Source organism: Desulfofundulus thermosubterraneus DSM 16057, assembly GCF_900142025.1.
Lineage (GTDB): Bacteria > Bacillota > Desulfotomaculia > Desulfotomaculales > Desulfovirgulaceae > Desulfofundulus > Desulfofundulus thermosubterraneus.
This window is the reverse complement of sequence record NZ_FQZM01000039.1, coordinates 1-12,873: the sequence shown is the minus strand read 5'-3', so window position 1 is coordinate 12,873 and position 12,873 is coordinate 1. Positions and strand designations below refer to the sequence as shown.

General features: G+C 57.8%; 14 protein-coding genes and 1 pseudogene. 5 read left to right on the top strand and 10 right to left on the bottom strand.

Features of this window, described 5'->3' with window-relative positions; genetic code table 11:
* Positions 1–41: 41 nt before the first annotated feature.
* A complete protein-coding gene (locus tag BUA65_RS13665) occupies positions 42–491 on the bottom strand; it encodes a PIN domain-containing protein (RefSeq protein WP_072870474.1) in 450 nt (149 codons plus the stop codon).
* The gene (locus tag BUA65_RS13660) at positions 481–729 is read right to left on the bottom strand and encodes a ribbon-helix-helix protein, CopG family (RefSeq protein ID WP_084062485.1); all 249 of its coding nucleotides are present in this window, start codon (positions 727–729) and stop codon (positions 481–483) included. Before BUA65_RS13660 ends, BUA65_RS13665 begins: the two co-directional genes overlap by 11 nt.
* 177 nt (positions 730–906) lie before the next feature.
* On the opposite strand from BUA65_RS13660, the gene fliD reads away from it, so the two are divergent.
* The 4 genes from fliD to BUA65_RS13640 all read left to right on the top strand — a co-directional run bounded on the left by fliD (position 907) and on the right by BUA65_RS13640 (position 4,675).
* Positions 907–2,487, top strand: a complete 1,581-nt coding sequence (gene fliD / locus BUA65_RS13655) for a flagellar filament capping protein FliD (RefSeq protein ID WP_072870470.1) — start codon at positions 907–909, stop codon at positions 2,485–2,487.
* A gap of 282 nt (positions 2,488–2,769) precedes the next feature.
* Positions 2,770–3,165: a flagellar export chaperone FliS gene (gene fliS / locus BUA65_RS13650; protein WP_439328945.1), complete on the top strand. Its 396-nt coding sequence runs from the start codon at positions 2,770–2,772 to the stop codon at positions 3,163–3,165.
* A 469-nt stretch (positions 3,166–3,634) separates the two neighbouring features.
* Positions 3,635–4,039 (top strand): hypothetical protein, encoded by a 405-nt coding sequence (locus BUA65_RS13645; protein WP_072870468.1) that lies wholly within the window; start codon positions 3,635–3,637, stop codon positions 4,037–4,039.
* Between the two features lie 60 nt (positions 4,040–4,099).
* Positions 4,100–4,675, top strand: coding sequence for a Uma2 family endonuclease (locus tag BUA65_RS13640; RefSeq protein WP_072870466.1), 576 nt, complete (start codon positions 4,100–4,102; stop codon positions 4,673–4,675).
* Positions 4,676–4,685: 10 nt separating this feature from the next.
* Here the strand turns inward: BUA65_RS13640 and BUA65_RS13635 are convergent, their stop codons facing one another.
* The 6 genes from BUA65_RS13635 to BUA65_RS13610 all read right to left on the bottom strand — a co-directional run bounded on the left by BUA65_RS13635 (position 4,686) and on the right by BUA65_RS13610 (position 10,876).
* Complete coding sequence (locus tag BUA65_RS13635; protein ID WP_072870465.1) at positions 4,686–5,048, bottom strand: flagellar protein FlaG; 363 nt, start codon at positions 5,046–5,048, stop codon at positions 4,686–4,688.
* 64 nt (positions 5,049–5,112) lie between these two features.
* The gene (locus BUA65_RS13630) at positions 5,113–6,459 is read right to left on the bottom strand and encodes a protein-glutamate methylesterase/protein-glutamine glutaminase (RefSeq protein WP_242656340.1); all 1,347 of its coding nucleotides are present in this window, start codon (positions 6,457–6,459) and stop codon (positions 5,113–5,115) included.
* 43 nt (positions 6,460–6,502) lie between these two features.
* Complete coding sequence (locus tag BUA65_RS13625) at positions 6,503–8,683, bottom strand: chemotaxis protein CheA (protein ID WP_072870461.1); 2,181 nt, start codon at positions 8,681–8,683, stop codon at positions 6,503–6,505.
* Positions 8,684–8,729: 46 nt separating this feature from the next.
* Positions 8,730–9,224 carry a chemotaxis protein CheW gene (locus tag BUA65_RS13620; protein ID WP_072870459.1) on the bottom strand — a complete coding sequence of 165 codons (495 nt, stop codon included), beginning with the start codon at positions 9,222–9,224 and terminating at the stop codon, positions 8,730–8,732.
* Positions 9,225–9,307: 83 nt separating this feature from the next.
* Complete coding sequence (locus tag BUA65_RS13615) at positions 9,308–10,087, bottom strand: flagellar motor protein (RefSeq protein WP_072870458.1); 780 nt, start codon at positions 10,085–10,087, stop codon at positions 9,308–9,310.
* 21 nt (positions 10,088–10,108) lie between these two features.
* Entirely contained in the window at positions 10,109–10,876 is a 768-nt protein-coding gene (locus BUA65_RS13610; protein ID WP_072870511.1) for an OmpA/MotB family protein, read from the bottom strand.
* 188 nt (positions 10,877–11,064) lie between these two features.
* Here BUA65_RS13610 and BUA65_RS13605 point away from each other — a divergent pair, with 188 nt between their 5' ends.
* The gene (locus BUA65_RS13605) at positions 11,065–12,192 is read left to right on the top strand and encodes a methyl-accepting chemotaxis protein (protein ID WP_072870456.1); all 1,128 of its coding nucleotides are present in this window, start codon (positions 11,065–11,067) and stop codon (positions 12,190–12,192) included.
* Between the two features lie 52 nt (positions 12,193–12,244).
* Here the strand turns inward: BUA65_RS13605 and BUA65_RS13600 are convergent.
* Both BUA65_RS13600 and BUA65_RS13590 read right to left on the bottom strand, forming a co-directional pair.
* Positions 12,245–12,379: pseudogene (locus BUA65_RS13600) on the bottom strand (SOS response-associated peptidase family protein); the annotation flags it as partial.
* A gap of 300 nt (positions 12,380–12,679) precedes the next feature.
* The coding region (locus BUA65_RS13590) for a transposase domain-containing protein (protein WP_131821517.1) at positions 12,680–12,873 on the bottom strand (194 nt) is incomplete at its 5' end.

Here is a 12,873-nt window from a genome sequence, read left to right as displayed (position 1 = left end):
AATTCCTCCATTCACACAAAAACCTGCCTGTACGGCAGGGGTCAGGGTAATTCATTTACCTGCCACCCGGGCACAAAAGGATTCACAAAAGTAACACCCTCTATTGTGGTGCCGGACGAGAAGTCTTCACTGAGCACCAGAGATAACTGGTTCAGCCTGGCCGCAGCCCAGATCTGGGCGTCCCAGTATGAAAACTTGTGTTCACGAACGCCGCGAACTGCCTCCAGTACAATCATTCCGGTAAGGTCAAAAACGATCCACGAGCGCAGGTAATGCTCGACGCTCTTCTGGACAGCGTCAAAATCGAGGGGTTCGGCAATCTTCCGGGTAACCGCCACGACAAACTCCGCCAGAACCTGAACTGTCAGTGCTCCGGTGCGGGAGAAAGCAAGCCGGTCCAGGATTTCGAGGGATATTTGCTGCTTACGGGGATTTGCCGAATCGTAGGCGTAAACCAGGATGTTGGTATCCACCAGCACTTTAGCGCTCATAAAGCTCCTCCCGCCGCCATTGCCGGCCCTTTTCCTGGTCCCCTTTTTTTACCCGGCTTAAAATGAACTCTTTTTCTCGCTCCCAGGCCGAGATATCTTTCCGGATTAACGGGCCAGTGGCGAGGTGGGCTTCGATGGCGCGCCGGATTAATTCCGCTTCTGTTACGCCCAGTTCGCAGGCCCTTTTCTTCAGCAAGGCGTCGTGGTGGGGCTTGATATATACCTGCTTCCGGATCAATTCGAAACACCTCAAAAAACTTATCATGTACATCATTATATACATTGCCCCTAAAAGATCAAGCCTTTCGGAGCCGAAATTTTATTTTGGAAGCCAGCAGCGTCTCAAGTCTTATCAAGTTTTCGCCCCGGGTTCCGATATTTTTATAGTAGAAACTTACGTTAGAAGGTGATCGGGATGACTTCCATCCTATCCACCACTTCCAGCCTGCGCATCGGCGGGCTGGCTTCGGGCATAGACACCGATTCCATTATCAAGGAACTGATGAAGGCACAGAGGATACCCCTGGACCGGCTGAATCAGGACAAGCAGATACTCCTCTGGCAGCAGGAGGACTACCGGGCCATCTACGACAGCCTGCGCGCCTTCCGGGACAAGGTCTTCAACATGAAGCTGCAGGCCACCTACCAGGCCAGGAAGGCTTCTTCGTCCAACGAGGCCGCTGTCAGTGCCTCGGCTAACTCCAATGCCGTGCCGGGGATGTACACCTTGACGGTGAAACAGCTGGCTACCGGGGTGTCCAAGGGAAGCCAGGCCGCCTTGCCGGAGGAGACCGAAGGGGGATTAACCAAAACCCTAAAGGCTCAATTCAACCTTTCGTATGATAACCTCACCTTTACCTTAGAAGGGGCCAACGGCAAAAAAGACTTTTCATTTAATACCAACACGGCCAACATTTACACTGTGGCAGCGGAAATCAACGCCGCCAACCTGGGGATAACAGCCAGCTATGACGCCACTTTAAACCGGTTTTTCCTGACCACCACCTCCACGGGCACAGCGGCGAAAATAAAGGTGACCAACGACGTGCACTATTTCCTCTCCGGTGACAAGGATGCCAACGGAGGGGTGGGGGATCCCGCCCTGGAGAGCGGAAACAACACTTTAAAGCTTTTGCTCAAAGGGGACGGAACGGCCTACACCGGCCAGGACGCCGAGTTTGACTTCGGCGACGCTACGGGCTTAAAGAGCGCTACCAATACGATTACCATAAACGGCATCACCCTCACCCTGAAACAGGGCGGGGGGGCTTCCGCCACCATCACCGTCTTCAACGACACCGATGCCGTATTCAACGCCATCAAGGATTTCGTTTCCGCCTACAACGAGATCATAGACAAAATCAACGGCAAGCTCACGGAGCCCCGCTACCGGGACTACCTGCCGCTTACCGACGAACAGCGGGAACAGCTTTCCGACGAGCAGGAAAAAAAGTGGGAGGAGAAGGCCAGGAGCGGCCTCCTACGCGGCGACAGCCTCCTGGAGAGCGTAGTTTCCAGGATACGCGCTACAATGTCCGCTATTGTGCCGGGGCTGGCTGCCAGGTACGACACGCTGGCCGATGTTGGTATTACCACCCTTTCCTACGAGGAAAGGGGGAAGCTCTACATTGACGAAGCCAAGCTGAAAGAGGCCCTGCAGAAAGACCCGGACGGGGTGATGAACTTATTTACCCGGAGCTCGGAGAACTATGCGGAAAAGGGCATCGCCATGCGGCTTTACGACGACGTAAACAGCGCCATGGCCCTGATTTCCGCCCGGGCCGGCACCAGCAGTTCCTACAGCACCGCGGACAACAGCGCCATCGGCAGACAGATAGCCGCCATGAACGAACGCATCAGCACCCTGGAGGAGCGCCTGCAGCAAATGGAGGACCGCTACTGGCGGCAGTTTACCGCCATGGAGCAGGCCATCCAGCAGATGAACGCCCAGAGTGCCTGGCTGGCCCAGCAGCTCGGCATGGGCCAGGGCCGTTAAAGGCCGCCTCCCGCAGGGCACAGGTATTTAAGCAAACTATAACGACAGGAATGCGGTGCTGTTAGGAGCGGACTCCTGTTTTAGTGAGTGCTGGGCCGCATCCAACCGGGTTTGCTGAATACTTACGTAGGAAAAGCCGCGAAAAACGGATAAAAACGCACCGCGGGTGCCGCCGGCGAAGAGCTTCCCCGGTGCGGTCGATCAGGTGAAAACACTGGCGCGAAAGCCGGAACGGTTGAAATCCGGCAAAAGGAAGCGCATATCCCGAAGAGGTGAGTTTTAATGATGCAGGTAGCCCCCAATCCCTACCGGCAGTACCTGGAGAACGCCGTGCTCACCGCCGACCCGGGGCGGCTGACGCTCATGCTTTACACCGGCGCGGTCAAATTTATCCACCAGGCCAGGGACTGCCTGGCCGCCCGGGACATCCCCGGCGCGCATCGGGCATGCTTGCGCGCCCAAGACATCATCGTGTACCTCCTGGAAACCGTCAACCGGGAGATGGAAATCGGCAAAAACCTTTTCGCCCTCTACGATTACATGTACCGGCGCCTGGTGGAGGCCAACGTGAAAAAGGAGGCAGCCGTCCTGGACGAAGTGGCCGGGCTGCTGGAAGAGCTGGCCGATACCTGGGAACAGGCCCTTAAATTGAAAGGGCAACAGGCGGCGGGAGGTTGATTGTGTATAAACCCCTGAGTGTAATTCAGGGGTAAATGTTCAGTGACCCCGCTATGGTGCCGCGTTGTCCACGCTCACTCCAGTGCTCCGCGCTGACAGCACCGCGGCTCGCTTCGGACCAGACTAGCGGCGCTGCAAGTGCGGCATGGCAGTTGCACCTTACTGTCATCTTTTTGCCGTTTCAGTAAGTTACCTTTTCTAAAGCTACATTTCGGTGCCGCTGGTTTCGCGCCGCAGTCCGGCTACCCTCCCCAGCACTCACTGGCAATGATGTTCTTGTTAAGCCTGCTACGTCAAGATTATCAGTCTAGAGCATTTTAAGGTTGTTATTTTCGGTGAGTGCTGGGCGGGTGCTGTTACCAGCGCTCCGCAAGTCGTTCGCTTTGGACAACGCGGCACCGTGCCGATGGTAGCGGTTTTACTGGACAAGCGACTTGAGCAGGCAGAAGTCCAAAAGGATGATTCCACAATGCCCCCACAAAATCAAGACGAAAAAAAACTCAGGCTCCTGCAGGAAATGCGCGGTGAAGTGCTGGCCTTAAAGGCCGTGCTCGAGCGCCTGTGTGCGCTCCAGGATGGGCCGGCGACGGAGGAATCACTGGGTGCTGTTTCCCGACACCTTGCCGCCATTGAAGAGATAAGAGCAGTGATTGATGAGCTGGACAGGGCGGGGGGCTCCGGCGCGGGCGGGCCGGAAATCTCCGCCCTGCTCCTTCAGATCGACGAGTTCCACCGGCAGAACCTCCGGCTGGCCGCAAAGGTGCGGGAGCGCCTGGCCGGCGCGTTGATGGACCTCCGCAGGGCCGGGCAGGCCAGGGCCTACATGAAGAAAAACGGCGCCGCCGGAGGTTATTTTGTAGACCGGCGGGGGTAAAAAAGGAAAAAAGGGTGTGATATACTATAGCAACAGAAACCACATGGGGGATGTGTTATTATGCCTTCTGCCACAAAAGCAAGCCGGAGGTATACCTACGCCGATTATTTAAAGTGGCCCGGAGATGAACGGTGGGAACTTATTGACGGGCAGGCTTACAATATGATCCCTTCCCCGTCAACTGTTCACCAGAAGATCGTGGGGCGCTTTTACGCCCGTTTGGAGAGGCTTCTGTCCGGCACACCTTGCGAGCCGTTTGTCGCGCCTACCGACGTCGTGCTTTCGGAATACGATGTGGTTCAGCCTGATGTACTGGTGGTATGCGAACAGGCCAGGGTTACAGAGGCCAATATCCAGGGGCCGCCCGAGGTAATCGTCGAGGTTCTCTCCACCCACAGCGCCCTCAGGGATAAACGGGAAAAAAAGGCCCTGTACGAGCGTTTTGGCGTCAAGGAATACCTCATTGTCGATCCCCTGGGCGGGTATGTTGAGCGCTATTACCTGGGGGAAGACGGTACCTATGGGAAGCCTGAAATTTTCGGCCCACAGGACACTTTACCCCTTAAAGCCATCCAGGGCATCGAAGTTCCCCTCCGGGAAATATTTGAGACAGTGAAGCCTGTGGGAAAAAGATAATTGATGATTTTTAAAGGTACCGGTCCAGGAGCAGGCCAATGGTTTTATGCGGTTTCCGCGCCGCCTCCAGCACAACATGCCCGGGAACTTCCCCTTTCACTGTCCCTGTACCCTTTTCGACCACTTCCACACGGAGGTTTTCCCCGTCTTCCCGTACCAGAAACTCCAGGGGCTGGTTGTAAGCCTCTGCCGCCTGGTTCAGCCGGCCCACTGCGGCCACCAGTTCCTCCCGGCTGAAGCCCCCTTCTTCCGGTGGAGGCGCACCCTGGGGAAAGACATCCTCCCGCTTTACCGCCGCCGGAGGCTCAACCCGCCGCAGCGGCGCCACTTCTTGAGACGCCAAAGACTGCAATCCACCCGCTCCTACTTTCATAATCAGCCCTCCCTTCCCAGTATTTGGATTATCTGAGTTATCACCACTTTCCATCTCACACGGCCTACACCAGCCTGACAATCTCCCCCGCCACTTCTCCCAGGGGGACAACTTTCAGCGCCGCCCCCAGGTCTATAGCCGCTTTGGGCATGCCGAAGACCACGCACGTGGATTCGTCCTGGGCGATGGTGGGGCCGCCTTTTTCCCTGATGGCGGCCATGCCCCTGGCGCCGTCCCGGCCCATGCCCGTGAGAAGAACACCCATTACACGTGACCCGAAAATTTCCGCCGCCGAGAGCATCACTCCATCCACCGAGGGGCGGAACCCCCCGGGAGGTACGGGACCGCTGCCCGCGTCCAGGTGGACGGTGACGTGACCGGGCCGTCCGCGAAAGGTGAGGTCGAAACCGGCCGGGGCCACCAGCACCCGGCCCGGGATGACGGGATCGCCCTCTTCTACGTGTTTTACCGGCAGGCGGCTGCGGCGGTTCAGGTGTTCGGCCAGGGGGCCTGAAAAGCCCACCGGCAGGTGCTGCACCAGCACCACGGCGGCGGGAAAGTTTTCCGGCAGGGCGGGAATAATCACCTGCAGGGCGGCCGGGCCGCCGGTGGAGGAGCCTATTACGACCAGGTCGATGCGGGCGGAACGTTTTGGTACCACCGCCAGCCGGGGCATAATGCCTCCGGCCGTGATGTCCGGGTCGGCCTTCGCTTTGCCGGTGTCAGCGGCTCCGCCGGCAGGAGCCCCGGACGGTGAACGGCCTGCGGGACGCAAGACGGGCGGCATGCTGGGGCGGGGCGTACCGGCATGCCGTTCCGGAAAGGAGCCGGTGCCTGCCGGTATAACCGGAGGCACCTCTTTCTTGCTGGAGGCGCCGGCCGGTTTGCCCGGCGGGCCAGGAGGCGTCCAGGCATTTTCCAGCCTTTCTCCCCGGGGGGGCGGCAGTGAAGGCCCGGCCTTTCCGGCAGGAAAAGGGTGAAATACCATGCCCACCCACGGGCGTACCAGCTTGCTTGCGGTCACTGTGGCGGCGGCGCGCAGTTTTTCCACCAGTTCGTCGATCATGGCGTCCAGCCGGCCCGGGCCGGAGGGTTTGGCCACAAAATCAACCGCTCCCAGAGACAGGGCCCGCATGGTGGCTCGCGCGCCGGCGGTGGTATGGGAGCTGAGCATGACCACCGGGACGGGGCATTCCTTCATCACCCTTCGTAATACCCCCAGGCCGTCCAGTACCGGCATTTCCAGGTCCAGGGAGACCACGTCGGGTTTCAGGGCGCAGATCTTGGCCACCGCCTCTTCACCGTCCGCCGCGGTGTCAATTACATTATACCCCCGGCTTTCCAGCAGGCGGGTGATCAAACGGCGCATCAGAGCCGAGTCGTCCACTACCAGCACGCGAATCGCCGCCACCTCAAAAACCCCTTTTCAGTCAATTAATGATTATATAACAATTCTACCCCGCCCTGTTCACCTCATAGATAATTTCTTCCACGCCGGCGTCCTTGACAATACCCCGGGCGTCCACAATCAGGGCCACTTTGCCGTCCCCCAGGATGGTGGCTCCCGAAAGGCCGGGAACCTGTCCCAGGTAACCGCCCAGGGACTTGATCACTATTTCCTGCTCGCCGATGAGCCGGTCCACCACCACGCCCACCTTTTTATCCCCGGAGCCCAGGATAACCACCGAAAGCTTGCCTTCCTCTTTGCTTTCTTCCTGGAAAAGGTGGGCCAGCCGTACCAGGGGCAGGACGTGTCCCCGCACCACAATTACTTCCGCGTGACGCACGCGCCGGATTTCCCCGGGTTTCAGCGTCAGGGTTTCCAGCACATTGGTTAACGGGAAGGCGTAAACGTGGTCCCCCAGGGTCACCATCAACGCCCGGATAATGGCCAGGGTCAGGGGCAGCTTGATGGTGAAGGTGGTGCCTCTGCCGGGGGCGGTGGTAAATTCCACCGAGCCGTTTATCTGCTCGATCTGGTTGCGCACGATATCCATGCCCACTCCCCGGCCGGAGACGTCACTCACGGTGCCGGCGGTGGAAAAACCGGGGGTAAAGATGAGGTCCAGGATTTCCCGGTCACTGGCCCGGGCGGCCTGTTCCGGAGTCATCAATCCCTTCTCTATTGCCTTCTGCCGCATTTTGTCCGGGTCCATTCCCCTGCCGTCGTCGGACAAAGTGATCACGATGTGGCTCTCCACATAAGCCGCCTTCAAGAGCAGCCGGCCGGTGCGGGGTTTACCCAGGCGCACCCTTTCTTCAGGGGGTTCAATACCGTGGTCCACGGCGTTGCGCAAAAGGTGGATCAGGGGGTCACCGATGACCTCGATTACGTTGCGGTCCAGTTCCGTTTCCCGGCCCTCGATGATGAAGTCAATTTCCTTGCCCATCTTATGGGCCAGGTCGCGCACCATGCGGGGCAGGCGGTTGAACACATGGGCAACGGGCAGCATGCGGGCTTTCATAATTTCTTCCTGCAGGTCGTTGGTCACCTGTCCCAGGTGGTTGGAGATTTCCACTATGTTTTCCACCAGGTCGTCGGAACCGTAGCGGCTTTCGAAGACTTCCACGAAACGGTCCAGGCGGGTGCGGTCGATAACCAGTTCCCCCACCAGGTTCATCAGGGTGTCCAGCTTTTGCACGTCCACCCGCACGGTTTTTATATTGTCCTTGCCCGGTGGCGCGGCTTCCTTCTTAACCTGCTGCCTGGCGGCGGCATCCGGAGCGGGGGTTTGTTCCCACACGCGCAGTTTAATCGGGCGGACTTCCACGCTGCTCACTTCGGCAATGGAAAAAACCAGGTCGTGCACCTGTCCGGCGTCTTCTTTGGTCAACAGTACCACGGTGAACCCTTGCTCGTATTTGCCTTCCTGTAAATCCTCCGCCGGAGGGACGCTTTTGATAATTTCACCTATTTGCTGCAGGGTTTCAAAGATTAAAAAGGCCCGCACACCTTTCATCTGGCAGCCCTGGTCGGTGCCGATGTCCACCTGGTAGGCCTGGAAGCCCCGCACTTCCGCTTCCCGCACTACCTCTTCCACCGCATCTTCCAGTTCCATGGTGAGGCGGTAGGTCTGGTACCCGTTAGAAGTACCGGTGGTGGAGAGCCCGGCGGTCTGGCCTGCCGGCAGCAACCGGCCGGACCCGGTGTCCCGGGCCTGGGTGGGCAGATCCACGGGCTCCCGCGAATCACTCATCCCCGCCGGGGCCGGCACAGTCCCGCCACCTGCCGGGGCACCACCCGATCCTCCCGCCCCGCAAGCAGGCTGGCAGGCGCGCAGTTTCTCAATTACTGCTGAAACGTCCACGTCACCGGCCGAGCCGGTAATTTCGTCTTTTAAAAGTTTCAGGGTGTCCAGGGCTTCAAAAAGGACATCCACCAAGGTCTCGGAAACCTCCATTTCCCTCTGGCGCAGGCGGTCGAAAAGGTTTTCAATTTCATGGGTCAAGGTGGACATCTTTTCATAGCCCATGACGGCCGAGGAGCCTTTAATGGTATGGGCGGCCCTGAAGATCTCCTGGATTACTTCGGGGCTGCCCCCTTCCCGCTCGAGCAGCAAAACGTTATCGTTGATTACCTGGAGTTTCTCCTCCAACTCTTCCAGAAAGACGGCAATTTCTTCTTCGGTAAACATTCCAGCCACCATCCTTCGCTAAGCTAACTTCAGGGACAGGCAGCATTTATGAGGCGGACCGTTCTTCAACCTGCCGGGAAAGTTCCTGTAAGACTTCCTTCTCCTCCCGGCGGAAAACCCGGGTGGCGTCCATGAGAATGATCAGGCGCTCGTCAACCAGGGCAATGCCCTGCAAGTAGGCGGCGGAAACCCCTGCGACCATGGGCGGTGGGGGTTGGATGCTTTCCCGGGACAGGCGTAATACTTCCGAAACCCCGTCCACCATCATCCCGGCGGTGGCCCCGCCCACCTCGACAATGATGATGCGTGTGTTTTCGGATATGTTGATGGGAGCCAGGCCCAGGCGGTGTGCCAGGTCGATTACCGGAATTACCCGCCCCCGCAGGTTGATCACCCCTTCCACAAACGCCGGGGCACCGGGAATGGCCGTAATATCGGTAGCCCTGATTATTTCGAGCACGTGGCCTATGTCTATGCCGTAGGTTTGCTCCTTCAAGCGGAATACCACCAGTTGCAATTCATCCTGCCGGTTTTCGTTCATCCAAACCTCTCCTTTGATGGGGGATAAATAGATCAAAGGTGCCGGGTGCTGTTAATTACCGGCACCGGGAAAAAGGTCGCTATTTATTCTTCTTCATACCTTTCCTCCTGTTCCTGCCTGGCTTCGGGCTTCAGGAAGGCGGTCAAACGTTCCCGGATCAGTATGGGGTTGTACCCGGCCTGCAGAGAGACGATACCCTCCAGCATCAACTGGCGCAGGAGCATTTCCTTTTTGCTCAGGTTTTGTAGCTTGGCCGCCAGGGGCAGCCAGAATACGTTGGCGCTGGCCACGCCGTACAGGGTGGCGATGAAGGCCATGCCGATGGCCGGCCCCAGGGTTTCCGGGGATTCGATGGAGCTGAGAACGTGGACCAGGCCCATCACCGTTCCGATGATGCCCATGGTGGGAGCGTAGCCACCGGCCGCCTCGAAGATGCCCGCTCCCACATTGTGCCGCTCCTGGATGGCGTAAAGCTCCGCTTCCAGGATACTGCGCACCAGGTCCGGGTCAGTGCCGTCCACGACAAGCTGGATGCCCTTGCGCAGGAAGGCATCATCTATTTCACCCAGGCGGTTTTCCAGGTAGAGCAGCCCCTCCCGCCGGGCTTCGTCGGCCAGGCTGACAATTAGCTCGATGGTTTCGGTGGGTTCGGGAATGGTGCGGAAAAGCCCCACCCGTAAGAGCCGGGGAACCTGTTTTAAGTCGTTTAAGGTAAAACTGAAAACGGTGGCGCCTATGGTACCGCCGAAAACGATCAATGCGGCCGTCGGCTGCAAAAGGGCGGTGGCATGCCCTCCTTCCAGCATAAAGCCGCCCACTAAAGCCACTACCGCGATTACAAAACCAAGTATGGCAAGGTCCATCAGTCATCCCTTTCCCGTAATTTAGTCCCGGGCGTTCACCGGCAGGGATCCCGGCTCAGCTCCTTTATATTTGCTGCGCAGGATTACCACATCAACCCGGCGGTTCAGCTGCCGGTTGGCTTCCGAGTCGTTGGGCACCCGGGGCCGGTATTCGCCGTAACCCACGGCGGAAAGGCGCTGGGGCGGAAAGTTGGCCGTACGTATTAATTCCTGAACTACCGCCGTAGCCCTGGCCGTGGATAGTTCCCAGTTCGAAGGGTAGCGCTCCGTGTTGATGGGCAGATTGTCGGTGTGTCCTTCAATGCGTATGTAGTTGGGGGTTTTCAGCAGCACCGGGGCTACCGCGGCAATGATCTCTCTGGCCCGGGGGGTGAGTTCCGCCGAACCCAGCTTAAAAAGGACCTCTTCCTGGAAGCTGAGGACGATACCCCGCTCTTCAATGGTGGCCGAAACCCTGGCCCCCAGGCCCTGTCGCTGTACTTCACGTAAAAGTTCCCGGCGGATATTTTCCATTTCCGCCTGGTCCGCCACATCTTCCCGCGTTTGTGCTTCTGTTTCCGTACCGCTGATCCCCGGAACCACCGAGGGTCCCAGGTTTTCCAGAATAACCCCGCCGCCACCCATGGCTTTACTTAATGATTCGGCCAGCATGCGGAATTTCTTGATATCAACCTGGCTTAAGGAATACATGACAATGAAGAAAATAAGCAGCAGGGTAATCATGTCGGCGTAAGTGATTAACCATCTTTCCATGCTGCCATAACTGGTTTTGCGACTCTCCTTTTTCACGGGGAAATAAGCTCCTTCCTTTTGGGCATACTGTAAAACCACATAACCATTATTCTCCTCCGGTGGAAAACTTCCTCCCCAAGAATAGTTTTTTGATGACAATTTTCTCCCATTTGTTAAGAATGCCAAAAAAATTCCGAAAGGTTATATAAAAGAACATTCCTGTACGGACAAGTGGGGGGATGATAGTGGGTAAATTGCGCCGCCAACTAACATTAATGACCTCCGTCCTGGCCCTGCTGGCTGTGTCCGTCACCCTTTTGGTCGGGTGGTTGACCCACGGCAACGGACCCGCCACCCTGGCCGGGGCGGCGGCCGGTGTATTGCTGGCCGGAGTCCTGGCGGCCCTCTCCTATGCTTCTCTGCAGGCCGCAGTGAACATGGTCATCGATAAGACGGATAAGGCCATTGCCGGAGATCTCACCGAACGGATTGAGGAACGCAACTTCGGCTGGGGGGAAATCAACCGGCTGGTGACAAATGTCCGCAAGGTATTGAAAGGGGTACATAAATGGTTCGGGCTGGTGCGGGAATACTCCGAGCGGCTGACCGCTGCCACCGCCCAGATCACCTCCGGCACGGAACAGATCAGCACCGGTAGCCAGGAACAGGCCGGGCAAGTGCAAAAACTTCTCCAGGGAATTGAAGATTTAGCCCGTTCGGCCAGGCAGTCGGCGGAAAAGGCCCGGGATACGGCGGCCATCGCCCGGGAGACCGACCTGACCGCCCGGCAGGGGGGTGAAGCGGTGGACAAGGTAATCAGCGGAATGAGCCTGATCCATGAAAAAATTCGAATGCTGGATGAAAGCTCCGCCCGCATCGGCCAGTTCGTCCAGCTGATCGAGGATATCGCCGCCCAGACCAACCTGCTGGCCCTGAACGCAGCTATTGAAGCGGCCCGGGCCGGAGAACACGGGCGGGGGTTTGCGGTAGTGGCCCAGGAAGTACGGGAACTGGCGGAAAATTCCGCCCGGTCCACCCGGGAGATTACCCAGCTGGTGGCCGGCATCCAGGGAGCTACGGGAGAAAGTGTGGCGGCAGTGCAACAGGGACTGCAGATTACCGGGGAAGTGCAGGAGGCATTCCGAAATATTATTTCTCAGATCGGACGCACCGTGGAAAGCATTGAAGAACTGGCCTCCGCCGCCCAGGAACAGGCGGCCAGCACGGAGCAAATGGTAGGCGGAGTGGAAGCCATTGCGGCCGTCGCCGAACAGGCTGCCGCCAGCTGCCAGGAAACGGCCGCCATTACCAGCGAACTGACCACCCTGGCCGAAAAGTTAAAGGCCGTGGCGGAGATCTGGAAGTTTAGCTAGCGGCTCAGGGTGCGGATACCGTATTGCCGGGCCCGAAATTTGAATAATCAATTTTCCACTCGTAAAACCCGTCGGCGGGAACGAGGCACCTTCGATATCGAATGGAATCCCTGAAAGAGGGCTTTGTCATAACAGTTTCAGCCCGCGCGTTGATGAGTTTGCTCCCAATTGAGGCGTCTTTCGTCCAACATAGTTCTTCTCTTTCCGGTAGGGTCTACCTTCGCAAATAAGTTGTGCATACAGGCGAACCTTTTCACCAGCCGGACATATTTTACCGGGCAGAAGAGACCGTGCATGATCACCGGGTCATCTTTGTCGATAATGGCCGGGAGTTCCAACCCGTTCCAGACCAGGCACCCGTCTCTCCAGCGGATACCTCCTTCTCCAAATCCCGGAGCCTCTCCAACACATCATCCCGGTGGGTAACGTTTTTTTCGTAAGCGTAAAATAAACCCCACCTTGCAATCAGGTGGGGACATAATCTGGCTTATTTATTAGCCCTGCAGACAGGGGGCAGCGAATCGGACCAGGGGAGTAACTGATCCAGGGCGTTACTGTCTTTAGGGTTCAGGTTGGGAAGTTTTTCAAAAAGATAGCTGAGGTACTGGAAAGGATTCAACCCATTCTCCTTTGCCGTTTCTATGATGCTGTAAGTAATAGCGCTGGCCCGTGCACCCCGCG